This is a genomic window from Enhydrobacter aerosaccus (genome assembly GCF_900167455.1).
GTDB lineage: Bacteria > Pseudomonadota > Alphaproteobacteria > Reyranellales > Reyranellaceae > Reyranella > Reyranella aerosaccus.
Genome location: NZ_FUWJ01000020.1, coordinates 1 through 21,090, shown reverse-complemented (window position 1 = coordinate 21,090; position 21,090 = coordinate 1). Strand labels below are relative to the sequence as shown.

22 protein-coding genes are annotated in these 21,090 nt (G+C 66.4%); 5 read left to right on the top strand and 17 right to left on the bottom strand.

Annotated elements, in window-relative coordinates; all coding sequences use genetic code 11:
- A complete protein-coding gene (locus B5D62_RS31960) occupies positions 1–711 on the bottom strand; it encodes a creatininase family protein (RefSeq protein WP_231715019.1) in 711 nt (236 codons plus the stop codon).
- 310 nt (positions 712–1,021) lie between these two features.
- Here B5D62_RS31960 and B5D62_RS31955 point away from each other — a divergent pair, with 310 nt between their 5' ends.
- Positions 1,022–1,453 (top strand): universal stress protein, encoded by a 432-nt coding sequence (locus B5D62_RS31955; RefSeq protein ID WP_085938153.1) that lies wholly within the window; start codon positions 1,022–1,024, stop codon positions 1,451–1,453.
- A 161-nt stretch (positions 1,454–1,614) separates the two neighbouring features.
- Here the strand turns inward: B5D62_RS31955 and B5D62_RS31950 are convergent, their stop codons facing one another.
- From B5D62_RS31950 to B5D62_RS31940, 3 genes are read right to left on the bottom strand one after another with little or no spacing between them, the layout of a single operon-like run.
- Positions 1,615–2,319, bottom strand: coding sequence for a glutamine amidotransferase (locus B5D62_RS31950; RefSeq protein WP_085938152.1), 705 nt, complete (start codon positions 2,317–2,319; stop codon positions 1,615–1,617).
- Complete coding sequence (locus tag B5D62_RS31945; protein WP_085938151.1) at positions 2,316–3,188, bottom strand: LysR family transcriptional regulator; 873 nt, start codon at positions 3,186–3,188, stop codon at positions 2,316–2,318. Before B5D62_RS31945 ends, B5D62_RS31950 begins: the two co-directional genes overlap by 4 nt.
- Positions 3,185–4,204, bottom strand: coding sequence for a phosphonate dehydrogenase (locus B5D62_RS31940; protein WP_085938150.1), 1,020 nt, complete (start codon positions 4,202–4,204; stop codon positions 3,185–3,187). The genes B5D62_RS31945 and B5D62_RS31940 overlap by 4 nt, the downstream gene beginning before the upstream one ends.
- 70 nt (positions 4,205–4,274) lie before the next feature.
- Between B5D62_RS31940 and B5D62_RS31935 the strand changes: the two genes are divergently transcribed.
- A complete protein-coding gene (locus B5D62_RS31935) occupies positions 4,275–5,009 on the top strand; it encodes an MBL fold metallo-hydrolase (protein ID WP_085938149.1) in 735 nt (244 codons plus the stop codon).
- Positions 5,010–5,051: 42 nt separating this feature from the next.
- Here the strand turns inward: B5D62_RS31935 and B5D62_RS31930 are convergent, their stop codons facing one another.
- From B5D62_RS31930 to B5D62_RS31915, 4 genes are all read right to left on the bottom strand, one after another.
- Positions 5,052–6,671 carry a YifB family Mg chelatase-like AAA ATPase gene (locus B5D62_RS31930; protein ID WP_085938148.1) on the bottom strand — a complete coding sequence of 540 codons (1,620 nt, stop codon included), beginning with the start codon at positions 6,669–6,671 and terminating at the stop codon, positions 5,052–5,054.
- Positions 6,672–6,830: 159 nt separating this feature from the next.
- Positions 6,831–8,252, bottom strand: coding sequence for a Dyp-type peroxidase (locus B5D62_RS31925; protein WP_085938147.1), 1,422 nt, complete (start codon positions 8,250–8,252; stop codon positions 6,831–6,833).
- The gene (locus B5D62_RS31920) at positions 8,249–9,388 is read right to left on the bottom strand and encodes an NHL repeat-containing protein (protein ID WP_231715018.1); all 1,140 of its coding nucleotides are present in this window, start codon (positions 9,386–9,388) and stop codon (positions 8,249–8,251) included. The genes B5D62_RS31925 and B5D62_RS31920 overlap by 4 nt, the downstream gene beginning before the upstream one ends.
- 13 nt (positions 9,389–9,401) lie before the next feature.
- A complete protein-coding gene (locus tag B5D62_RS31915) occupies positions 9,402–10,892 on the bottom strand; it encodes a carbohydrate porin (protein WP_085938145.1) in 1,491 nt (496 codons plus the stop codon).
- A 211-nt stretch (positions 10,893–11,103) separates the two neighbouring features.
- Here B5D62_RS31915 and B5D62_RS31910 point away from each other — a divergent pair, with 211 nt between their 5' ends.
- On the top strand, positions 11,104–12,300 hold the full coding sequence (locus B5D62_RS31910) for an acyl-CoA dehydrogenase family protein (RefSeq protein ID WP_231715017.1): 1,197 nt from the start codon (positions 11,104–11,106) through the stop codon (positions 12,298–12,300).
- 16 nt (positions 12,301–12,316) lie between these two features.
- On the opposite strand, the gene cynS is transcribed toward B5D62_RS31910, so the two are convergent.
- The 7 genes from cynS to B5D62_RS31875 form a co-directional block, all read right to left on the bottom strand.
- The gene (gene cynS / locus B5D62_RS31905) at positions 12,317–12,805 is read right to left on the bottom strand and encodes a cyanase (RefSeq protein WP_085938143.1); all 489 of its coding nucleotides are present in this window, start codon (positions 12,803–12,805) and stop codon (positions 12,317–12,319) included.
- 26 nt (positions 12,806–12,831) lie between these two features.
- Positions 12,832–13,755, bottom strand: a complete 924-nt coding sequence (locus B5D62_RS31900) for an ABC transporter ATP-binding protein (protein ID WP_085938142.1) — start codon at positions 13,753–13,755, stop codon at positions 12,832–12,834.
- A 10-nt stretch (positions 13,756–13,765) separates the two neighbouring features.
- Positions 13,766–14,605, bottom strand: a complete 840-nt coding sequence (ntrB, locus tag B5D62_RS31895; protein WP_085938141.1) for a nitrate ABC transporter permease — start codon at positions 14,603–14,605, stop codon at positions 13,766–13,768.
- A 1-nt stretch (position 14,606) separates the two neighbouring features.
- Positions 14,607–15,977 carry a CmpA/NrtA family ABC transporter substrate-binding protein gene (locus tag B5D62_RS31890; RefSeq protein WP_085938140.1) on the bottom strand — a complete coding sequence of 457 codons (1,371 nt, stop codon included), beginning with the start codon at positions 15,975–15,977 and terminating at the stop codon, positions 14,607–14,609.
- A 67-nt stretch (positions 15,978–16,044) separates the two neighbouring features.
- Complete coding sequence (locus tag B5D62_RS31885) at positions 16,045–16,929, bottom strand: sulfurtransferase (protein WP_085938139.1); 885 nt, start codon at positions 16,927–16,929, stop codon at positions 16,045–16,047.
- 60 nt (positions 16,930–16,989) lie between these two features.
- Complete coding sequence (locus tag B5D62_RS31880) at positions 16,990–18,147, bottom strand: acyl-CoA dehydrogenase family protein (RefSeq protein ID WP_085938138.1); 1,158 nt, start codon at positions 18,145–18,147, stop codon at positions 16,990–16,992.
- 23 nt (positions 18,148–18,170) lie between these two features.
- Positions 18,171–18,713, bottom strand: coding sequence for an OsmC family protein (locus tag B5D62_RS31875; protein ID WP_085938137.1), 543 nt, complete (start codon positions 18,711–18,713; stop codon positions 18,171–18,173).
- 234 nt (positions 18,714–18,947) lie between these two features.
- Between B5D62_RS31875 and B5D62_RS31870 the strand changes: the two genes are divergently transcribed.
- On the top strand, positions 18,948–19,649 hold the full coding sequence (locus B5D62_RS31870; RefSeq protein ID WP_085938196.1) for a TetR/AcrR family transcriptional regulator: 702 nt from the start codon (positions 18,948–18,950) through the stop codon (positions 19,647–19,649).
- A gap of 8 nt (positions 19,650–19,657) precedes the next feature.
- On the opposite strand, the gene B5D62_RS31865 is transcribed toward B5D62_RS31870, so the two are convergent.
- Complete coding sequence (locus B5D62_RS31865; protein ID WP_085938136.1) at positions 19,658–20,083, bottom strand: organic hydroperoxide resistance protein; 426 nt, start codon at positions 20,081–20,083, stop codon at positions 19,658–19,660.
- Positions 20,084–20,234: 151 nt separating this feature from the next.
- On the opposite strand from B5D62_RS31865, the gene B5D62_RS31860 reads away from it, so the two are divergent.
- On the top strand, positions 20,235–20,693 hold the full coding sequence (locus B5D62_RS31860) for a MarR family winged helix-turn-helix transcriptional regulator (protein ID WP_085938135.1): 459 nt from the start codon (positions 20,235–20,237) through the stop codon (positions 20,691–20,693).
- A 100-nt stretch (positions 20,694–20,793) separates the two neighbouring features.
- Here B5D62_RS31860 and B5D62_RS31855 read toward each other — a convergent pair.
- Positions 20,794–21,090: autotransporter domain-containing protein (locus tag B5D62_RS31855; protein WP_139374204.1), on the bottom strand; the 297-nt coding region annotated here is incomplete at its 5' end.

Sequence of the window (21,090 nt, the reverse complement as noted above, 5' to 3'; positions counted from 1 at the left end):
TCAATGTTTCTCCAGCCGCGCTTTCCTGATCGCGGCTACCGTATCGTTGACGATGAGATCCACGCCCGATTGACCCAAGACAGCGCTCGAACGACGGGCGTCGCCCAGCACGCCGATATCGGCCCCATGTGCGGCCTCCAGCCGATCGCTGCGCACGGTGGAGGGATCGACCGCGAGCTGAAGCGAGGTATCCGCCGCGCCGGCATGCTGGCCGATCTCGGCTTCGCTCAGCCCCTGGGTCCGAAGCAGTTTGGTATAGGCCACGTCGCTCGCGCGATAATAGGCCGCGATGTAGTGAGCGCGCGCCGATGTGCCGGCCCAGGCCCGATTCAATTGATCGGCGACGTCCTTCAACTGGGCCTGGTAGCCGCCATGGTCGCCGATCAGGACGATATGCGTGAAGCCGGCTTGCCGAAGGCTGCGTGCCGCGCCATCGAGCGTGCCCTTGAAGGCAGAGACCGGCACAGAGATCGTTCCGGGAAAGCGCATGTGTTCGGTAGGCGGCGATATGTTGCCTTCGGGCACATAGGCCAGAACCGGGGCGACCAGCGTGTCACCCAGCGCGGTCGCGATTCGACCGGCAAGGACTTTCACGCGGACATTGTGCTTGCCGAGCGCAAGATGCGGCCCGCTCTGCTCGGTCCCGCCGACGGGGATGATGACGGTCGTCGTCCCCGCGCCCAACGCGTCGCGGACTTCGGTCCAGGTCAAGTCCTCGATAAAGGGGCTGCGAGGCGCCGCCCGGGAGGCACCGGCAGTGACGCAAAACGCGAGCAAGACAACCAACCCAAACGCAGCGCGCATCGACGCCTCTCCTCGGGCGGCCTTACTACGCCATCGCATTTCGGGCCGCCAGTACGGTGCGCCATTCGGCCCTGCGGTGCGAATGCTCCCATGACGTACGCCACCAGCCGCAGCCGATTGTCCCAGGCATCCGTTGATCCAGATCATGGGGCCGACCCGGTTCCGCGGCCCATAAGCGGCGGACCATTTTCTCGACGGGTGACGAGCGGAGAAGCACATGGCCTTTCGCAAGATCCTGATCACGGTAGACGACGATCCGCTCGCGGCCCATGCAGCCGAGGTCGGCATCGCACTCGCGCGATCCCTGAATGCCGATGTCGCCTTGATTCACGCCATCGATCCGTCGCTGATCTATTCGCCGGAGGCAGGTAGCGTCGCCGACGACATTGCCCAGCACGCGCAACAGGAGGGAGCACGCGTGGTGGCCGATTTCCGCGCCCGCCTTCCCGCGGGCACCTCCGTCCTGCAATTCGTGCGGCAAGGCCGGCCCGGTCAAGAGATCGTGAAGGCTGCCAGGGAATGGCCGGCCGACCTGATCGTCATCGGCAGCCATGGCCGCCGTGGCCTGTCGCGGGCGGTACTTGGCAGCGTTGCGGAAGAAGTCATGCGTCACTCGCCCTGCCCGGTGCTTGTGGTACGCCGCGCCTGACGCCACGCGCGTCCCTGGCCACGACCGCGACGGCAAGCTTCCTCGTCGCGCACTCTGCTCGTTTATCGTTGTCCCGGCGTCGACCGAAATGGTCAGTCCTCCCGACAGCGCCTCCGCACCATCGAGCATAGCTCAGATCGGGTCAATTTTCAGCGTCGACGCTAGGATCGCAGCGCTTCGATCCAGCCCGCAAGAACGGCACGGCCGGCCTTTGCCAGCAGGTCGCCGTGGCGCTGCGCTTCGACGCGCAGGTATCGAGGATCGACGCATTCGGCGGCAAGCTCCCCAGCGTGACCGATCAGCCATCGCTCGATCGACGCGGGGTCGGCCTCGACATGGAATTGAAGACCGAGGACACGCTTGCCAAGGGAAAAGGCCTGATTGGGGGTGATATCGGTCGCAGCGAGCCGCGTCGCGTTGCGCGGGAGATCGAACGTGTCGCCATGCCAATGCAGCACCGGGCTGGCCGCCCGTTCGAGGATACCGAGGCAACCGGCTCGCCCCTCCTCCGTCAGCCTCACCGGCGCAAAACCGATCTCCTTGGCGGAACCCGGATAGACGCGGGCACCGAGAACACGGGCGAGAAGCTGCGCGCCGAGGCAAATGCCCAGCACCGCCACCTCGCGGCGCACGCTTTGCTCGATCAGGCGCAGTTCGTCGGCAAGAAACGGGTAATGCGCCTCGTCATAGGCGCTGATCGGACCGCCCAGCACGACCAGAAGATCGTCCGATGCGAGCTCGATATCGGAAAGACGGTCGATCCCCGCTTCGCGATACGACGCTTCATAGCGCGCGTCGGAAAGCACGCCCGCCAGGAGGCCCAGATCCTCGAACGCAAGGTGCCGGAGGACGATCGCGCGCTTCATGCTGCGGCCGCCGGCAGAAAAGCGGCGAACTTGCGGGCCGGGCTTCCCGGCGGCGCATGGCTGGGAACGATGGAGTAGAGCGGCTTCGTCAGCCGGGCGGAGCGCAGGCGCGGCGCCACCAGGACACCGGACGCGATTTCCTCCCGGACCGCACTCTCGAGGGCGACCGATACGCCGAGGCCTGCCCGCACGGCCTGCTTCACCGCTTCGGTGCTGCCGAGTTGCAGACCCGATTTCAGTGCCGCGATATCGATGCCCAGCCTGTCCTGAAGCAGCCGCGCGGTGCCGGTTCCGGGCTCGCCTCCGATCAATGGTTCCTCCATCAACGTCGCCTTGTCGATCCAGGCCCGCCGGGCCCAGCGATGATCGGGCGGCACAATGACGACGATCGGCTCCTCACGCCAGACTTTGGCATCGAACCCCGCGCGATCGTCCCACCATTCCATCAGGGCGATATCGATCTCTGAATCTTCCAGGCGCCTTGCCGTCTCCTGGTTCGAGCCGATCCGGATATCGAACCGCCGAAGATCGGGAACGATGGATCGGAAGGCGGCCGCCACGGGCTGAAGCATGTAGACGCCGATGTTGCTGCTGGCGCCGATCACAAACTCTCCGTCGGTCAGCGCCTCCTGTGCCCGCTCTGCGACCCTCAGGAGCGTGCGGGCAAAAGGAAGAAAGCGCGTCCCGCCCTCGGTCGGGATCGCCTGCGCGCGGGAACGCTCGATCAGGCGATGACCCACCGCCTCCTCCAGCTTCTTCAGGTGCTGCGACACGGTCGGCTGGGCGATGCCGAGCCGGTCCGCAGCGCTCTGAAAGGAACCGGCCTCCACGATCGCGACGAAAGTGCGGACCTGTTCGAGATCGATCATGCGACGCTCCGATTCCGGACAGCGGAGGGCCTGTTGACGGCACCGCTTGGCACCTCGCCGCGCAACGCCTCGATCAGACTGGTCGCCGCCTCCAGCGCGATATCGCGCCGGACCTCATCGACGGCGGAGCCGAGATGAGGCGTAAACAGGGTCTGGTCCGTCGCCTGGCGCAAACGCTCGTCCAGTCTGTCGGGCCGCCCGTCGAGCGCCCAATCCTCGAGCGCAAAGGCATCGGCCGCATAGCCGCCCAGCTGCCCGGTCTCCACCGCCTGGGCGACGGCCGCCTCGTCGACCAGAGATCCGCGCGCGATATTGATGAGGAAGGCACCGCGTTTGACCTCGGTGAGGAAGGCGGCATCCACAAGCCCCAGCGTATCGGCGGCAAGGGGCAGGCAGAGCAGGATGAAGTCACTCTGCCGTCTGAGCTCATCGCGCGAGACGCGATGCGCCCGCAGCGCTGTCTCCTGATCGGATGGCAGGGCGAACCGATCCGCATAAAGCACCCTCGCCTCGAAGCCGATCAACCGGCGCGCGATGGCCTGTCCGACGGCGCCCATGCCGATCAGGCCAACCGTGCTGCCCTCGAGGCCGCGGCCATACAGGATCGGCCGCCAACCGCGAAAATGGCCGGAGCGCACCAGCCGATCGCCAGGTAGCACGTTGCGGCCCAGGCCGATCATCAGCCCGATCGCGAGCTCAGCCGTCGGGATGGTCAGGCGATCGGGTACGATCGTCAGCCACACGCCGCGGCGCTCGCAGGCATCGGCGTCGAAATTGTCATAGCCCTTGAGGGCACAGGCGATCACCTTGAGATCGGGACAGGCGCTCAGGAAGGAATCGTCGACCCGATCCGACATGAAGGCCATCAGCGCCTCCGCATCCCGGCAGCGGGCTCGCAATTCGTCCGGCGATAGGGTCTCGCGCGAGTCGTTCGCCACCACCTCGCCAACGGCCGCCAAGCGGTCGAGCACTTCGCGATGAACCCAACTGGAGACGACGATTCTCGGGCGCGCCATGGAAGCCTCTACATTGCATTTTGCGATCTAATGGCGATACATTACACGAAATGCAATCCGGAGACAGCCGATGGAACTTCAGTTCGTGGGATCGGGAGACGCCTTCGGCAGCGGCGGGCGCTTCAATACCTGCTTCCAGGTACGTCACGGACAGGGCTCGTTCCTGATCGACTGCGGCGCGTCGACGATGGTTGCCCTGAGGCGATGGGGCATCGAGCCCAACAGCATCGATGCCATCGTGATCTCGCACCTGCATGGCGACCATTTCGGCGGCTTGCCGTTCTTCATTCTCGAGGCGCAGCTGGTCAGCCGCCGAACGGCACCGCTCGTCATCGCCGGACCGCCCGGTCTGCGTACCCGCCTCGAGACGGCCATGGAGACCTTTTTCCCGGGCTCGACCAAGGTCGAGCGCCGCTTCGCGGTCGAGGTACAGGAGATGCAACCGCGCGTGCCGCATCGGATCGGCGCCATCGAGGTCACCCCACACCTAATGAAGCATCCCTGCGGTGCACCGCCCTTTGCCCTGCGTATCGCCGTCGAGAGCAAGGTGGTGTGCTACTCGGGCGATACGGAGTGGGTCGACGAACTCGCCGAGGCAGCGCGCGGTGCCGATCTCTTCGTCGCGGAAGCCTATTCCAGCGCCAAGCCGATCAAGTTCCATCTCGACTATGCGGTCCTGTCGGCGCAGCTGCCGTCGATCGGCGCCAAACGCGTGATCGTGACCCATATGGGGCCGGAAATGCTGGAACGACGTCGCTCGCTCGACTGCGAGGCGGCCGAGGACGGCATGGTGATCTCGATCTGAGGCAGCGATCGCTTTTGCCGCCGATCAGAAAGTCATCGGGCGTCAAGCCGCCAGAGCAGGACGCGACTCGGCACGGCGATAGGACAGGGCCTCGGCAATATGCAGGCGACGAACGGCATTGGAGCCGTCGAGATCGGCCAGCGTCCGCGCCACCCGCAAGGTGCGATGCCAGGCGCGCGCCGACAGGCCGAGACGCTCCGCGGCGCGCGTGAGCAGCGCTCGTCCTTCGGCATCGGGCTCGGCGATGGCCGCCAGCACCGCACCGTCGGTATCGGCATTGCAGCGTGGCTTGCTCCAGGAGCGCGCCCGTTCCGACAGCAGGCCGGCGGATGGCTCGGGCTCGATCTCCGGTAGCGGTGCCTTCTTCTCGAAGGCGGCCAGGCGCTCGCGCTGAACCGTCCGGGCGGCAGCCACGCGGGCCGCGACGTCGGCCGAACTCTCCGCGGGCGGCGGCAGCGCAAGATCCGCGGCGTCAACGCGCGGGACGTCGATGCAGAGGTCGATGCGATCGAGCAGCGGACCGGACAGCTTGGCTTGATAATCGACTCCGCAGCGCGGCGCCCGACCGCAGCTGCGACCCGGCTCGGCGAGATGGCCACAACGACAGGGATTCATCGCCGTGATGAGTTGGAACCGTGCGGGATAGGTGACGTGGGCGGCGGCCCGGGCGATGGTGACCCGGCCGGTTTCGAGCGGCTGGCGCAGCGCTTCGAGCGCCGCGCGACTGAATTCCGGCAGCTCGTCGAGGAACAGCACGCCGTGATGCGCCAGCGATACCTCGCCGGGCCTGACGCGGAGGCCGCCGCCAACCAGCGCCTGCAGCGTCGCCGAATGATGGGGGTCGCGGAAGGCACGGCGTCGCGACAGACGTCCGTCGCCGCCCTCGCCGGCCAATGAGCGTATCATCGTAGCTTCCAGCGCCTCTTCTGGCTCGAGCGGCGGCAGCAGCCCGGGCAGGCGCGCCGCCAGCATCGATTTGCCGGAGCCCGGCGGGCCCATCATCAGCAGGTTGTGACCGCCCGCCGCGGCGACTTCGAGCACGCGCTTGGCCGTCTCCTGGCCCTTGATCTCGGCGAGATCGGGATAGGAGACCGTATCCTCCGCCATCAGGGCCTGCGGTGCGGCCAAGGTCTGCTGGCCACGCAGATGGTTGATCAGCGACAGAAGCGTCGGCGCCGCGAGCACAGCCCGCCGCTCGTCATCGGTGGGCCGGAAACCGCCCCACGCCGCCTCGCCGCCACAGGCCGAGGGGCAGATGATCCCCCGGCCCGTGGCAGCGGCAGCGATGGCAGCCGGCAGCACACCGGGCACCCGCGTGAGTGTCCCGTCGAGCGCCAGCTCGCCCAACACGACGAAGCCCCCGACGCTTTCCTTGGTGAGCACACCCATGGCCACCAGGAGTCCGAGTGCGATCGGCAGGTCGTAGTGGCTGCCCTCCTTGGCGAGATCGGCCGGCGAGAGGTTGACGGTGATGCGCTGCGGCGGCAGGGCCAACCCCAGGGCCCGTAGCGCCGCCCGCACCCTCTCGCGGCTCTCACCCACCGCCTTGTCCGCCAGCCCGACGACGGCGAAGGCCACGGTGCCCGGCGCGATCATCACCTGGACATCGACCGGCAGCACCTCCACACCCTGAAACGCCACCGTTCGCACCTTCGCCTGCATGTCGCTCTCCGTCCCTCGAAGGAGAACAATCATAGAACGATACGACAGGTAGTAAAGCACGTATAAGTTGTATCCTGGCCGATCAGGACTCGAACCTCCGGGTCCGTCTTCGACGGGATGGAGACGGCTCGGATCGACAAAGCCGGCGAAGTGGACGCTTCAGGCGGTCTCGAACAGAGCCTGGCCGATATAGCGGTCGGCCGCTGCTCCGGGCGGACAGGCAAAGAGACCGCTGCCGACATGAGTGACGAACTGGTTCATCATGTCGAACTTCGCCATGCGCTCGAAGACCTTGATGAAGCCGGTCCGCGGATCGCGCTGGTAGCAGACGAAGAAAAGGCCGGCGTCGTATTCGAGGCCCTGTCGCCACGGTGGCCAGCGTTCGGCCGTCAGGTTGACGCCGTCATTGTAGGAATAGCCGCGCCGCAGGATCTGCGCGCCGTCGTTGGTCGCCGGCGCGGCGAGCCGGACATGGGAGTTCTCGGCAGTCAGGGGGTTGCCGTCCTTGTCCTTCGCGTCGAAGTCGAACGCGTCGAACTCCTTGTCCTTGCCGATCGGTGCGCCGGAATATTTGTGACGACCGACCGTTTCTTCCTGGAACGCGACCTTCATCTGGTCCCATCGCTCGAGTGCGATGCGGATCCGGCGCGTGACGGCATAGGTGCCTCCGCGCATCCAGTCCGGGCCCTCCGTGCCCACCCACACGAATTCGTCCATCGCCTTCGGATCGGTGATCGCCGGATTGTTGGTGCCGTCCTTGAAGCCCATCAGGTTGCGCGGCGTCTCGCCATTGCCGAAGCCCGGCACGAAGCCCGTCTGGGCCCAGCGGATCTGGGCTACCCCTTCGGCAAGACGCGCCAGCTGCCGTACGGCATGAAACACGACCTGCGGATCGTCGGCACAAGCCTGGACGAGGAGATCGCCGCCTGTGCTGCCCTCGACGAGCTGGTCGCCGACGAATTTCGGCAGGTCGACGAGCGCGGCTGGTCGTCGCGCGGCAAGGCCATAGCGATCCTTGCCGTCCTTGACGAACAGTCCGGCACCGAAGCCGAAAGTGATGGTCAGCTTGGCCGGCGATTGGCCAAGCGATTCGCCGCTGTCGGCCGCAACGGCGTTTGGACCTTGAGTGTCGCCGAGCCCCGTCGGCGGCTGGCCGAGCGTTTCTCCCCCCTCGCCGCCGGCCTTGCCGGCCGCCGGCGTCAGGTAAGAAGCATCGTACCGTCCCCCGGCAGGAGGGGCCACCGCCGGCTTCAGGCCGGCGTCGAGAGGCTGCGCCGTCTCGCCTGTCGTCAGCCGGGCCGCAGCCGTGGTCCACACCTTCATCAGGCTGACGATGTCGGCACGCTTCTCCGTCACCAGATCGAAGGTGGCGAAATAGGCATGGCCCTGCATCGGCGTCGCGATGCCGTTCTGGTGCAGGCCATGGAATGGCAGGATGTCCTTGCCCGCCGTGGCCACCGCCACGGGCGATATGTTCTCCTTCGCCGAAGCCGCGGACGCCGCCCCTAGGGCGCCGACAACGCCGGCAACGCCGGTCAGAAAGCCGCGCCGCCGCGTGCCCGGGTCTCTATCGTCGCTCATCGGGCTTCCTTCATCAGCGTGTTGACGTCGTCCATGACGTAGTAGATGCCACTGCTATCGGGAGCCATCGCGATGCCGAACAGGTTGCCGTTGCCGGGTGGCGACTGCGCTTGGTTGGTATTCAGCCAGCGGGCGTAGATCTGTTTGCCGGCGACCGGATCGACTTCGACCACGCGCCCGTCCTTGCCGTTACAGACCAGCAGATGGCCGTCGGGCGTCCAAGTCATCGCCAGCGGCCAGGACAGCAGCCCGCCCTGGGTGACGATTCGTCCGACACCGGCGCTCGTCGTGCGGGTCGTCGCATCGGGAATGGCCGTGATGACGTTGTCGAGACCGTCCGTGACATAGAGCGTGTTGTCCCGCCCGAGCGCCAGTCCGGTCGGCCCGAGCAGGAAGTTGTCAACGTCGGCGCGCTGCGCGAAGCCGTCGGCGATGACCGTCTGGCTCACCATCTGCGGCGGCTTGCCGGCGGCGATCGAGAGCTCCAGTCGCAGCACGGTGGCCTTGTGCACGACAACCGGCAACCTCGTGGCGGGATCGATGACGCGCGGCGACGGAACATCGAAGCCCGCCATGCTGACGAACAGGATGACGTGCGCACCGTCGTCGACCACCGCCATGTTGCCCCAGGGATCGTTGATCGTGGGGCCCGACCATGCCGACACTAGGTTGCCGTTGGGATCGAGAACCAGGAGGCAGCCATCGCCCTTGGTGGCGGTGGTGCCATCTTTGCTGGGCGTACTGCCGACGATCACCCAGCCTGTCTTCAACATGGTCATCGCCGTCGACAAGCCGACACCGCCGGGACACTGGGCAAGATTCACGGGAATCTTGGCAAACAGGTAAGTCTGCTTGGTAGACGGGCGATAGCCGATGATGGTCGTGCCGGTGCCCTGAAGATTGGCGACGTTGTTGAAATTGTCGACCAGCACGTCGCCCTTCTCGACCTTGCCGGCGGAGACAGGCGCTACGACGACCGCATAGGGATTGAGGTCCCCGTTGTCGGCAACGGTCGACGTCAAGGTCGTGTGCCGGTTGACGGTTTCGAGATAGCCCCGCGGCTCGGCGTGGGCCGACACCACGACGGCCACGCCAGCCAGCAGGCCGAGAACAGTGTTGGGGATTTTCGAAGGCAAGAGCATGAATCCTCTAGAACAGGATGTTGGTACGCATGGCGACGATGAATTCGTTGCCGACCGCCTGGGTGGGATTGTTCGGATTCACAATTCCGCCGCCGGGATTGAACACGTACTGAAAGTCCGGCTGGATCTGCCACCAAGGCCGGACCTGGGCGATGTAGGTGAGCTCGACGAACGTCTCGCTGCGGCGAACCATCTGGTTCACCGGCGTTCCGGCCTGCTGATTGTAGAAGATCGTGTCGGCGTCGAGGCCTGAAGCAGCCGAGCTGACATGAGCGTACCCCATGCCGAGCGCCAGGATATCGTCGGGCCGATTGGGCAGCGGGTCGTGATAGACGAGGCCGGCGTTCATGCTGAAGTCGATCACGCTGCGGTCGGCCAGCGGCGCCCACATCACGCGCGCGAAGGCACTCAGCGAGCGAGCTGGGTCGCTGCCCTGCACCCACAGGATCTGATCGGCGACGGCGTAGATCGAGTAATTGCCGGAATGGGTCTTCGGCACGCCCGTGGTATTGGGGTTCGCGAGCGACAGGCCAGTGTTGTCGTAGCGCAGATCGTTGAAGCCCAGCGAATTGTACCAGGCACCGATCTTGTAGGTATGGCCGCGCGGAGGACCGCTGCTGCCGGGCTCCTCGAGGGCGCCCAGCGATGGATAGGCGAATTGGAGTTCGAAGAACATGATGACGCCGTCGCCGGTCCCGAAGTACGTCCCGGACGGATTGAGCTTCTGGGCGTCGCCCTCGCTGGTCCAGGTCGGACTGCCGTTGTAGATGCCGAACAGGCCGGTTACCGAATTGACCGGGCGATAGCGCACGCGCGCACCCAGGGCCGACAACGGATAGGCCGGCCCACCGCCGGGCAGCACGGCGGAGGGGATCATCGGCCAGCCGAACATGGTGTTCATGAAGTACAGGCCGTTCTGGCTGACCATGAACTCCTGATCGAGACTCTGCTGGCCGACCCGAATGTCCAGCCGGTCTTCGGGCAGAAACTTCTGCTGGTACCAGAGCTCCCACAGTCGAGTGGCCGGATCGCCGGAGATGCCGCTGGCGGTTTGGTACTGCAGGAGGTTGTTGGCACTCAGGTTATAGCCGTGCAGCTGCAGGCCGCTGACGTTGAACAGGCCGCCGTACCAGCCAAACGCGCGCTGGGTGTCGAGCTGCATGATCATCTGCGTCAGCCCGTCATAGGCCGGCTGGGTGGAGGTGCCGCCGGTCGCATTGGCGATCACCTCGCTGGTTTCCTGGAAAGCCACCGAGATGCCGATCTTGGACAGTGCCGTCCGCAGACCGAAGAGATCGCCGAAGAGATAGTTGCTGCGCTCGAGGCTGCTGAGGTAACCCGAGAAAGTCCGCTGGCCGCCGGCACTCACATCCTGCGAGCTGACAGGCACTGCCAGAGGCGGCGGCGCGGCCTGCGCGACAGGTACCGTTCCGAGAAGGATGGCTGCAATCAGCGAGGCAAGGGGGCGCCCCTTCCCTATCGAGCGGCACCGACGCATCCATCTCACCCCGTATGAAAAGCCAGAACAATCCTAGGGATTATGTTTTAATCGCGACTGCCTCGCAATCTCATTGCGGTTAATAGTTATTAGCGTCTGGAATGGCAGCCATACCAGAGCACGTCACACCAAGTGAAGCACCAGACGCGGTCCCTGCGCTCCGGTCCCGGAAACCGTGCTAGGGAAGCGCCCGAAAATACGGAGGAACGACGTGAGCGCGACGACACCCTTGGATCTCAACTTCCAACCGCCCGCCGAGCTGGTGGAGCTTGCCGACAAGGTGAAGCGCTTCGTCACGGAAACGGTCATCCCCTACGAGACCGATCCGCGCTGGACCGCGCACGGCCCGACCGACGAGATGCGCCGCGAGCTGAACGACCTGGCCCGCAAGGCCGGCGTGTTCGCGCCGCATGTGCCGACGGAGTTCGGCGGCCGAGACCTGTCGACGGTCGGCCAGGCGCTGGTGTTCGAGGCGGCCGGCTATTCGATGCTGGGTCCGATGGCGATCCATTGCGCCTCGCCGGACGAGGGCAACATCCACCTGCTCGACGTCGTGGCGCGACCCGACCAGCGCCAGCACTTCCTGCGCCGCATGGCGACCGGCGAGATCCGCTCGATCTTCTGCATGACCGAGCCGGGCGGCGCCGGCTCCGATCCGGCATTGCTCTCAACCACGGCCCGGCTCGACGGCAACGAGTGGGTCATCAACGGCCGCAAATGGCTGATCACCGGCGCCGAGGGTGCGGGCTGCGCCATCATCATGGCCAAGAACGAGGGCGGTCCGATGGACGGCCACGCCACCATGTTCCTGGCCGACCTGCCCGATCCTGCCATCCGCATCAGCCGCACGCTGGACACGATGGATTCGAGCTTCACCGGCGGCCATGGCGAACTCGAGATCACCAACCTGCGGCTGCCGGCCGATGCGGTGCTCGGTGAGATCGGCAAGGGCTTCCGCTACGCCCAGGTCCGGCTGGCGCCCGCCCGCCTCACCCATTGCATGCGCTGGCTGGGATCGGCCAATCGCGCCCACGACATCGCCACCGCCTATGCACGCGACCGCGTCGCCTTCGGCAAGAAGCTCGGCGAGCATGAGGGCGTCTCCTTCATGCTGGCCGACAATGCCATGGACATCCATCTCGCCCGGCTGGCGATCTGGCACTGTGCCTGGCTGCTCGACAAGGGCAACAAGGCGGCCAGCGAGAGCTCGATGGCCAAGGTGATCTGCTCCGAGGCGATCGCCCGCGTGGCCGATCGCTGCCTGCAGATCCTGGGCGGCCTCGGCATGACTCGCGACACGGTGGTCGAGCGCATCTTCCGCGACGTGCGCGCCTTCCGCATCTACGACGGCCCGTCCGAGGTCCATCGCTGGGCGCTCGGCGGACGCATCGTGGCTGGGAAGTTTTAGCGGAGCGCCCTCTCCGCTATTCCTCCTTGAAGCCGTAGGCCGGCACGTTGCCGCTGGCGCCGTAGTATTTGTACGGCAGGAACTTGCCGGACATGGTGATCTTGACGCGGTCGCCCTTGGGATCGGGCAGCCGCTCCATCACCATGTCGAAGTCGATGGCCGACATGATGCCGTCGCCGAATTCCTCCTCGATCAGCGCCTTCCAGGCCGGACCGTTGATCATGACCAGCTCGTAGAAGCGATAGATCAGCGGATCGGTCGGCGGCATCGGCGTGCCCTCGCCGCGCATCGGCACCTCGTTCAGCATCGCCGTCTCCGCCTTGGAGAGGCCGAACAGTTCGCCGGCATTGGCGGCCTGCGGCTTGGTCAGCTTCATGTGGCCGAGGATCGCGCCCACGATCAGCACCTCGGAGTAGCCGCCGATCTTTTCGCAGATGTATTTCCAGCTCCAGCCCTTCTCGCGCTTGATGTCGAGCAGCTTCTCCGTGAGGTCCGAGCGTTTCATGTCCTTCTCCTTGGTTTGAGGGGCGATCACGAATGGCGGCCGGTGATGCCCGCCGGCCGCGCGATGTCGTCGGTGATGGCCGGCGCGAGCGCCACGAGCGTCGGCTCGCCGATGCCGGGCCGGACCACCGGTACGTTGCGCGGATCGTGGCCGTTCGCCGCCGCGGTGAAGGTCTTGCTGCGCGTCACCAGGAAATCGAGGATGTGGTTGCGCGTCGCATAGTAGAGCGGATGGCGATGCAGGTCGGTGCGCACGCGGTCCTTGGGCAGTGGGTTCTCGACCACCTCCGCCAGCACCGCTCCCGGTCCGTTGGTCATCAGGAAGATCCTGTCGGCGAGATAGATCGCCTCGTCGACGTCGTGCGTGATCATGAAGGTGGTCTGTCCCGTCTCCAGGCAGATGCGCCGCACCTCGTCCTGCAGCGTGCCGCGTGTCAACGCATCGAGTGCCGAGAACGGCTCGTCCATCAGCAGGATCTTGGGTGAGATGCTGAGCGCGCGGGCGATGCCGACCCGCTGCTTCATGCCGCCGGACAGTTCCGACGGATGCTTGGCCTCCGCGCCCGACAGGCCGACCAGGTCGATGAAGCCCCGGGCATGCGCCTTCACCTTGGCCGCATTCCATTTCGGCCACTTCGAACTGACCGCGAAGGCGACATTGCCCAGCACGGTGCGCCAGGGAAACAGCGCGTGGCTTTGGAAAATGACGGCGCGGTCGAGGCTGGTGCCGTCGATCGCCTCGCCGTCGACGATGACGGTGCCGTCGTCCGGCCGGTCGAGGCCGGCCAGGACATTGAGGATGGTGGTCTTGCCGCAACCGGAATGGCCGATGATGCAGCCGAATTCGCCGCGGCCCATCGACAGCCACAGATTCTCGAAGATGGTCGTGGTACCGCCGCCGCGCGTCGGATAGCGCTTGGCGATCGCCTCGATCGAGATGAAGTCGCTCATCCGCGGGCGCTCATTCGGGGAAGGTCACGAGGCGGGCGACGCGGGCCAGGAGCTGGTCGAACACCATGCCGACGAGGCCGATCAGCAGGATGGCGATGATGACATTGGTGATCGACAGGTTGTTCCACTCGTTCCACACGAAGTAGCCGATGCCGGTGCCGCCCACGAGCATCTCGGCGGCGACGATCACCAGCCAGGCGATGCCGATGGAGATACGCATGCCGGTCAGGATGGTGGGCGCCGCGGCCGGCAGGATCACGGTGAAGGCGCGCCGCAGCGTTCCGACCTCGAGCGTGCGCGCCACGTTGATCCACTCGCGTCGCACCGACGCCACGCCGAAGGCGGTATTGATCAGCATCGGCCAGATGGCGCAGATGAAGATCACGAAGATCGCCGACACGCTCGAATCCTTGATGGTGTAGAGCGCCAGCGGCATCCAGGCCAGCGGCGAGATCGGCTTCAGGATCTGGATGTAGGGATCGAGCGCCTTGTGCATCAGCGGCGACATGCCGATCAGGAAGCCGAGCGGGATGGCCACCACGACCGCGATCAGATAGCCCAGCAGCACGCGCCCGATCGAATAGGCGAGCTGGATGCCCAGCCCCTTGTCGTTGGGGCCGTTGTCGTAGAACGGCCGCGACAGGTGCTCCCACAGCTTGGCGCCGATCTCGAGCGGCCCCGGCATGGCCGACTTTCCCTGGGTCGCGGTCGCGCCCATCAGCTTGGCGTATTCCGGATCCATGCCGGCCGCCGCGCCCGAGCCGCGCGTCGCCAGATGCCAGCCGAGCAGCAGGACGGCGAACAGCGCGACGGAGACGATCGCGGCGCGCAGCGTCAACGAACCGGACACGTCACCCCGCTTTCCGGATCTTGAAGCTGTTGACGTAGGCCTCGGGCTGAGACGGGTCGAACGGCTTGCCCATGACGCTGAAGCCCTTCGATACGGTGGAAGGCGGCGTGAGGCCGACCTCCTTCATCTCGCGGGCGGCGTCAGTGGCAAGGAACACCTTCTTGGCGATGCCGGCATAGTCGACATCGCCCTTCACCTGCCCCCAGCGCTTCATCTGGGTCAGGATCCAGACCGCGAAGCTTTCCCAGGGGAAGGGATCGAAGGCGATGCGGTCGGGATCCTTCTTCACTCCGCCCAGTCCGTCGGCATAGGTGCCGGTCAGCACCTGCTCCAGCACCGTGACGGGGGCGTTGAGATAGTTGGCGGGCGCGATGGCCTCGGCGATCTGCTTGCGGTTCTCGGGCTTGGAGGCATAGGCGCTGGCCTCCATCAGGCCGCGCAGCAGCGCCGCATAGGTGTTCGGCATCTCGGTGGCAAAGGCGGCGCTGGCGGCGAAGGCGCAGCAGGGATGGCCATTCCAGATCTCCTTCGACAGGATATGGATGAAGCCGATGCCGTCGAACACCGCGCGCTGCACGATGTTGTCGGGCGCCAGGAAGCCGTCGATGTTGTCGGCGCGCAGGTTGGCGACCATTTCCGGCGGCGGCACGACGCGCAGCTGCACGTCCTGGTCCGGATCGAGGCCGTGCTCGGCCAGATAATAGCGCAGCAGGTAATTGTGGTTCGAGTAGTCGAACGGGATGGCAAGCTTCAGCCCCTTCCACGAGGCCGGATCGCGACGATCCTTGTGCTTGAGTGACAGGCAGATCGCCTGGCCGTTGATGTTCTCGATCGCCGGCACGGTGAAGGGTTGCGCGGTCGAGCCCAGCCCCATCGAGATGGCGATCGGCATCGGCGCCAGCATGTGCGAGGCGTCGTATTCCTTGTTCATGGTCTTGTCGCGCACCACCGCCCAGCCGGCGGTCTTCACGACATCGACCTCGAGCCCTTGCTTCGAATAGAAGCCGAGCGGCGCCGCCATGATGATGGGTGTGGCGCAGGTGATGGGGATGAAGCCGACGGCGAGCTTCTTCTTCTCCGGCGTGCGCGTCTCGGCGAAGGCCTCGACCGCGGTCGCCACCGGGAAGACCTCGGCCAGGGCGGCGGCGGCCGTTGCCCCGCCGATCGCCCGCAGGAACGCCCGACGCGTCTCGGGGCGCGGCAGGATGGCGCGCAGCAGCGCATTCTCGACCCGGTTCTTCAGCCGCTGCTCGCCCGCCGTGAGCGCGCCGGCAGGCGTGCTCTCGCAGCTGAGAGTCGCATCGGCCGGCTCGGTCCCGCAGCAGGTGCAAAGCCCCTGGCCGTGGCGCCGGGGGTCAAACTGGTCGGTCATCAAGCGCTCCCGTCATCTGTCGCGTGGGGCGCGCCCAACGGCGCGCCCGCAAGGCCTGAAGCAAAGCTCACGCCGCTTTGCTCGCAGCCGCGGCCGGCGCCGGCGCGGGGAAGCCTTCCTCGATCGGCAGCGCGGGATCGCGCGACCATTCGTTCCACGAGCCGAAGTACATGCGGACGTCCTTCACGCCGGCATTCTTGAGCGCCAGCAGCGTGTTCGAAGCACGCGCGCCCTTGAAGCAGTAGAGGTAGACCGGCGTGTCCTGGGTGATGCCGACGGTGGCGCATTCGGCCAGGATCTCGTCCGGCGACTTGAAGCGCGGACCTTCGGGCGTCGGCTTCATCATGCGGTACCATTCCAGCCACACGGCGCCCGGGATGCGGCCCTTGCGCGGGCAGAAGTCCTTGCCGTAGGGCGAGGAGCTGTCGCCGATCCATTCATCGACGTCGCGCACATCGAGCAGCGTGATCTCGGGCCGGTCGAGCGCGGCCAGCATCGCCTTGGCGTCGATCAGGATCGAGCCGGCCTCGGGCACGATCGGGAAATCGGCGGGCGTCGGCGCCGGCGCCTCGGTCGAGACCGGCAGCTTGGCCGCCAGCCAGGCATCGAAACCGCCATGCAGGACCTTGATCTTGGGATAGCCCAACATGCTGAGCAGGAAATAGCCGCGGCAGGACTGGCCGAAGCCCGAATTCATCGACTGCTCGTACAGGACGGCCGTCTCCTGGCCCGACAGGCCGGCCTTGGCAAAGGCGTCGGCGAACTTGGTCTTCAGCTCCTCGATGCCCTCGGGCGTCGAAGTCGCGAGATAGGTGAAGATCTCATGGACGTTGACGGCGCCGGGAATGTGGCCGGCGGCATAGGCGTCGGGATTGCGCGTGTCGATGAGGACGGTCGGCTCCGACGCCATCGTCGCGGCAAGATCGGCGGCGGAGATCAGAACAGCGGTCATGCAAGCCTCCAATGGGTATCAGCGGTTCAAGGAGCGATGAGCGCGGGACGGGCATTTCCTCTATTGGCCTGAAGTCTCTTTCTTGCGGTCTGACAGCATCTTCCTGAGTTGCTTGGTGGCGGGGGTGACGATGGCGACGAAGTAGGCTTCGCGCAGGCGGCGCTGGGCGCGATGACCCTTGAGGTAGCCGCGCGCGCCGCAATGGAGCATCGCCGCATGGGCGGCCGCGACGCTCGCCTCGCCGAGCCGCAGGCGGGCGTCGACCACGGCTTCCCAATAGGTGTCGCTGGGATCGTAGGGCGTGGCGGCAAGGGCCATCGCCCCGGCCTCTTCCTCCGCCAGCATCGCCTCGAACGTCTCGGGCTGATGCGCCACGTCGAGATAGGCGTTGATGTGGCCGAGCGACGATCGCACGCTTTTCATGATGGCAATGCTGTCGCGGATGACGCCGAAGGCCATGCCCGCCTGCAGCAGGATGAAGCCGGCGCGGATCTTCTTCACGAACGGCGCCGCCGGTGCGGCCAGCACGAACGCGTCCGGAATGAAGGCGTCGCGGAAATGCACCGCGAAGGTACCGGTGCCATCCATGGCCAGGAAGGGCGGGCAGGCCTGGAGTACGACGCCCTTGGCGGCGCAGTCGGCGACGAACATCACCGTCTCGCCGGGCTTGTTCTCGAGCTCGAAGATGGTGCCGAACAGATGATCGGGCCCGAGGTTGGAGACCCAGGGCAGCGTGCCGCGCACGACATAGCCGCCGGCGACGCGGCGCCCCTTGAGCTTCAGCGTCTCGATACCGAAGAAGCTTTTCATCGGATTCGACAGGCCGGTGCCGCCGAGCGTGGCGCCGGAAGCGACGCGGTCGAGCAGACAGGCCTTGAGCGTCGCGTTGTCGGTGTTGGCGACGTACCAGGCCAGCGTGTCCTGGCACCAGGCCATGAAGGCCGTGGCGCCGCAGCATTCGCCAATCGTGGCCATGGTGGCGATCGCGGTGCGCAGATCGGCCACGCCGTCGACCGGCAGGTGGGTCGACCAGGCCCCGAGCCCGCCCAGCTTCCGCAGGACGGCCTCGGGATAGGTCGTGCCCTTGTCGATCGCGTCGGTAAGGGGAGCGAGCTCGGCCTTCACCAGGGCGCGCACGCAGTCGGTCAGATCGTCGCCCGGTCGGTGATCGGCCGGGTCGGGGGTGGCAAGGGTCTGTCCGAGAGCGAGCGCGGTCATGGCGAAGGTCTCCCGCAAACGGCTCAGGCGCCGACGGTCAGGTTGACGGGCCGGGTGAAGGTGTTGGCGACCGGCGACCACTTCTTGACGTGGGCGATCAGGGCATCGACCTCGGCCGACGGGACGCCGTCGCATTCCATCGCCACCTTCACGCGCACGTCGGTGAAGCCGACCGGCTTGTCGCTGACATCGCCCGTGCCCCAGACGGCGGTGATGTTGAGGTCGCCCTCGAGCTCCAGCTCGAGCTTGCGCACGGTCCAGCCGCGATGCACCGCGTTGGCATGCAGGCCGACCGCCAGGCACGAGCCCAGCGCGGCGAGCGACGCCTCGGACGGATTGGGCGCGGTGTCGTCGCCCAGCAGGGCGGGCGGCTCGTCGACGATATAGGGGGGCAGGTTGCGGATGTAGTTCGCGTGCCTGAACTTGCCTTCCGCGACGGTCTTGCACTTCAGCGTCTTGACGACTTTCGGGTTCGCCTTGCCGCTCTCGATCAGCTTGTCCAATCCGCCCTTGTCGATGGGGGCGAGACATCCGGTGAGAACGACCTTCTCGGCAGCGACGGCCATTATTATCCTCCTTAGGCTACCAACCGGTCTGTTTCCTGCATGAGTCGTGCCAGCCGATCCATGGGGACGGGACGCCGGAATGGCGAAGATGTTGGGGTCTGGAAGGAGGCAGGGAATGCGCGCTGCACAAAGACATGGCACGGAGATGCGCGATTGCGCACCAGCCTGCCCAACCGGCGTTACGTTGCCAGCGCTCGGGCAAAGGGACTAATCATGCGGGGCGAGCGCAATGCAATGACACTCATTTCCCCCCGCAAGGCCGGCAAGGCGCCGGCACGCGCGACAGCACCGGCCCAGGCGGCCGACGGCGACAGTGCGCGCCAGCGCCTGCTCGATGCCGGGATGAACCTGTTCTGCCGCTACGGCATCAACGCAACCGGCGTCGACGCCATCGTCGCCGAGGCCGGCACGGCCAAGACGACGCTCTACAAGATCTTCGGCTCCAAGGAGGGGCTGATCGAGGCGGTGCTGGAGACCGAGGGCCAACGCTGGCGCGACTGGTTCATCGCCGGGATCGAAGCGGGCGATGGGCCGGCCCGCGAGCGGCTGCGGCGCATCTTCCCCGTGCTCAAGACCTGGTTCGGCGACGGCCGCTTCTACGGCTGCCCCTTCATCAACGCGGTGGGCGAGCACGACAAGGCGGACGACCGCATGCGCACCATCGCCATCCGCCACAAGAAGATCGTGCTGGGCCATATCGAGAAGCTGGCGGCCGAGGCCGGCGCCGGAGACGCGGTGGCGCTGGCGCACCAGATCGGGCTGCTGATCGACGGCGCCATCGTCGCCGCCATGGTCACGCAGGATTCCTCGGTCGCCGATGCCGCCGAGATCGCGGCGGGCGCGCTGCTCGACACTTTCGCGCCATCCGCCGCCCAGGCCGCCCGCAAGAAGCCCAGGCGTCTCGCGCCCGGGCCTGCCTCGCTGGCGGCAGAGTAAGCGGTCGCTCAGACGACGCTGAGCGCCACGTCGATATTGTTGCGGGTCGCATTCGAATAGGGGCAGACCTGGTGGGTCTTGGCGACCAGCGCCTCGGCCTGCGCCCGCTCCACGCCCGGCAGCGACACGGCCAGCGCGACCTCGAGCCCGAAACCGCCTTCGCTGCGCGGGCCGATGCCGACGGTCGCGGTGATCGAGGCGTCGGCCGGGACCTTGGCGCCGGCCTGCCCGGCCACCAGCTTCAGCGCGCTCAGGAAGCAGGCCGCATAGCCGGTCGCGAATAGCTGCTCGGGATTAGCGCCCGCACCGCCGGCGCCGCCCAGTTCCTTGGGAGTGGCGAGCTTGACCTCGAAGCTGCCGTCGAGCGTGCCGGCCTGGCCGTCACGGCCTCCGGTGGCGCGGGCCTGGGTGCGATACAGGACTTTCACGGACATGGCGGACCTCATGCTTATGATCGAACACGATTATATCGTGCACGATTTAATTAGGATCGGCCACGTCCGGAGTCAAGTGCTTGCGATTTCATCGTGCGCGATCTAATTCAAGGCGTCGTCGTCCTTTCCATCTCGAGCCCGGAGACATCCCATGTCCGGCGCCAGCGCCAGATCCCCGTCGGCCCTCGATGTCAGCGACATGCTGTGCTTCGCCATCTACTCGGCCGGCCATGCCTTCAATCGCGTCTACAAGCCGCTGTTGGAAAAGCTCGACCTCACCTACCCGCAATTCCTGGTGATGGTGGCGCTGTGGAACGAGGACGACCGCACGGTCGGCAGCCTGGGCGAGGCGCTGCTGCTGGAATCGAGCACGCTGACGCCGCTGCTGAAGCGCCTGGAGACGATGGGCCTCCTCACCCGCCGTCGCGATCCCGCCGACGAACGCCAGGTCCGGGTCCGCCTCACCGCTGCCGGCAAGGCGCTGAAGGCCAGGACCCGCGACATCCCCGGCTGCATCATCGACGCGTCAGGCCTGTCGGTCGACACACTGCGCCGCCTGCAGGCCGACATCGTGAAACTGCGCGAGAACCTGCTGAAGGCGAGCGGCTAACCTCAAGGGAGCGCGCAACTCCAGTTGCGCTCCTGAAGACGCTCGTCCGCGCGGAGTAACCTCCGCGCTTTTGTAGCGCGCTCCTATGAACGGCGGCGCCTCACCACGTCATCCTGACGCCGGCGGTGAAGGCGTGGCTGGAGTCTGATCCGGAGAGCAGGCCCTCGTAGCGGGCGTAGAGCGAGGTGGCCCGGGCGATGGCGGTGCTGGCGCCCATGCCCACCAGCAGCCCGTCGCGCTGGGGCGAGAGGCCGTAGGTCGTGAACGAGGTCGACGGCGCTCCCGCCAGCGTCGCCGACACCGGCAGCGAGGTGGAGGCATATTCGTGGCTCCAGCCCAGCTTGACCTGCAGCGCCAGCGGCTCGCCCCAGCCCAGCTGCGCCGTCCCCGCCAGCTG

What these genes read in the sequence shown, in the direction of transcription:
- B5D62_RS31955 (WP_085938153.1), top strand. Translation starts at nt 1,022, where the DNA reads ATGGCCTTTCGCAAGATCCTGATCACGGTAGACGACGATCCGCTCGCG.
- B5D62_RS31950 (WP_085938152.1), bottom strand. Translation starts at nt 2,319, where the DNA reads ATGAAGCGCGCGATCGTCCTCCGGCACCTTGCGTTCGAGGATCTGGGC.
- B5D62_RS31945 (WP_085938151.1), bottom strand. Translation starts at nt 3,188, where the DNA reads ATGATCGATCTCGAACAGGTCCGCACTTTCGTCGCGATCGTGGAGGCC.
- B5D62_RS31940 (WP_085938150.1), bottom strand. Translation starts at nt 4,204, where the DNA reads ATGGCGCGCCCGAGAATCGTCGTCTCCAGTTGGGTTCATCGCGAAGTG.
- B5D62_RS31935 (WP_085938149.1), top strand. Translation starts at nt 4,275, where the DNA reads ATGGAACTTCAGTTCGTGGGATCGGGAGACGCCTTCGGCAGCGGCGGG.
- B5D62_RS31930 (WP_085938148.1), bottom strand. Translation starts at nt 6,671, where the DNA reads ATGCAGGCGAAGGTGCGAACGGTGGCGTTTCAGGGTGTGGAGGTGCTG.
- B5D62_RS31925 (WP_085938147.1), bottom strand. Translation starts at nt 8,252, where the DNA reads ATGAGCGACGATAGAGACCCGGGCACGCGGCGGCGCGGCTTTCTGACC.
- B5D62_RS31915 (WP_085938145.1), bottom strand. Translation starts at nt 10,892, where the DNA reads ATGCGTCGGTGCCGCTCGATAGGGAAGGGGCGCCCCCTTGCCTCGCTG.
- cynS (WP_085938143.1), bottom strand. Translation starts at nt 12,805, where the DNA reads ATGAAACGCTCGGACCTCACGGAGAAGCTGCTCGACATCAAGCGCGAG.
- B5D62_RS31900 (WP_085938142.1), bottom strand. Translation starts at nt 13,755, where the DNA reads ATGAGCGACTTCATCTCGATCGAGGCGATCGCCAAGCGCTATCCGACG.
- B5D62_RS31890 (WP_085938140.1), bottom strand. Translation starts at nt 15,977, where the DNA reads ATGACCGACCAGTTTGACCCCCGGCGCCACGGCCAGGGGCTTTGCACC.
- B5D62_RS31885 (WP_085938139.1), bottom strand. Translation starts at nt 16,929, where the DNA reads ATGACCGCTGTTCTGATCTCCGCCGCCGATCTTGCCGCGACGATGGCG.
- B5D62_RS31880 (WP_085938138.1), bottom strand. Translation starts at nt 18,147, where the DNA reads ATGACCGCGCTCGCTCTCGGACAGACCCTTGCCACCCCCGACCCGGCC.
- B5D62_RS31875 (WP_085938137.1), bottom strand. Translation starts at nt 18,713, where the DNA reads ATGGCCGTCGCTGCCGAGAAGGTCGTTCTCACCGGATGTCTCGCCCCC.
- B5D62_RS31870 (WP_085938196.1), top strand. Translation starts at nt 18,948, where the DNA reads ATGACACTCATTTCCCCCCGCAAGGCCGGCAAGGCGCCGGCACGCGCG.
- B5D62_RS31865 (WP_085938136.1), bottom strand. Translation starts at nt 20,083, where the DNA reads ATGTCCGTGAAAGTCCTGTATCGCACCCAGGCCCGCGCCACCGGAGGC.
- B5D62_RS31860 (WP_085938135.1), top strand. Translation starts at nt 20,235, where the DNA reads ATGTCCGGCGCCAGCGCCAGATCCCCGTCGGCCCTCGATGTCAGCGAC.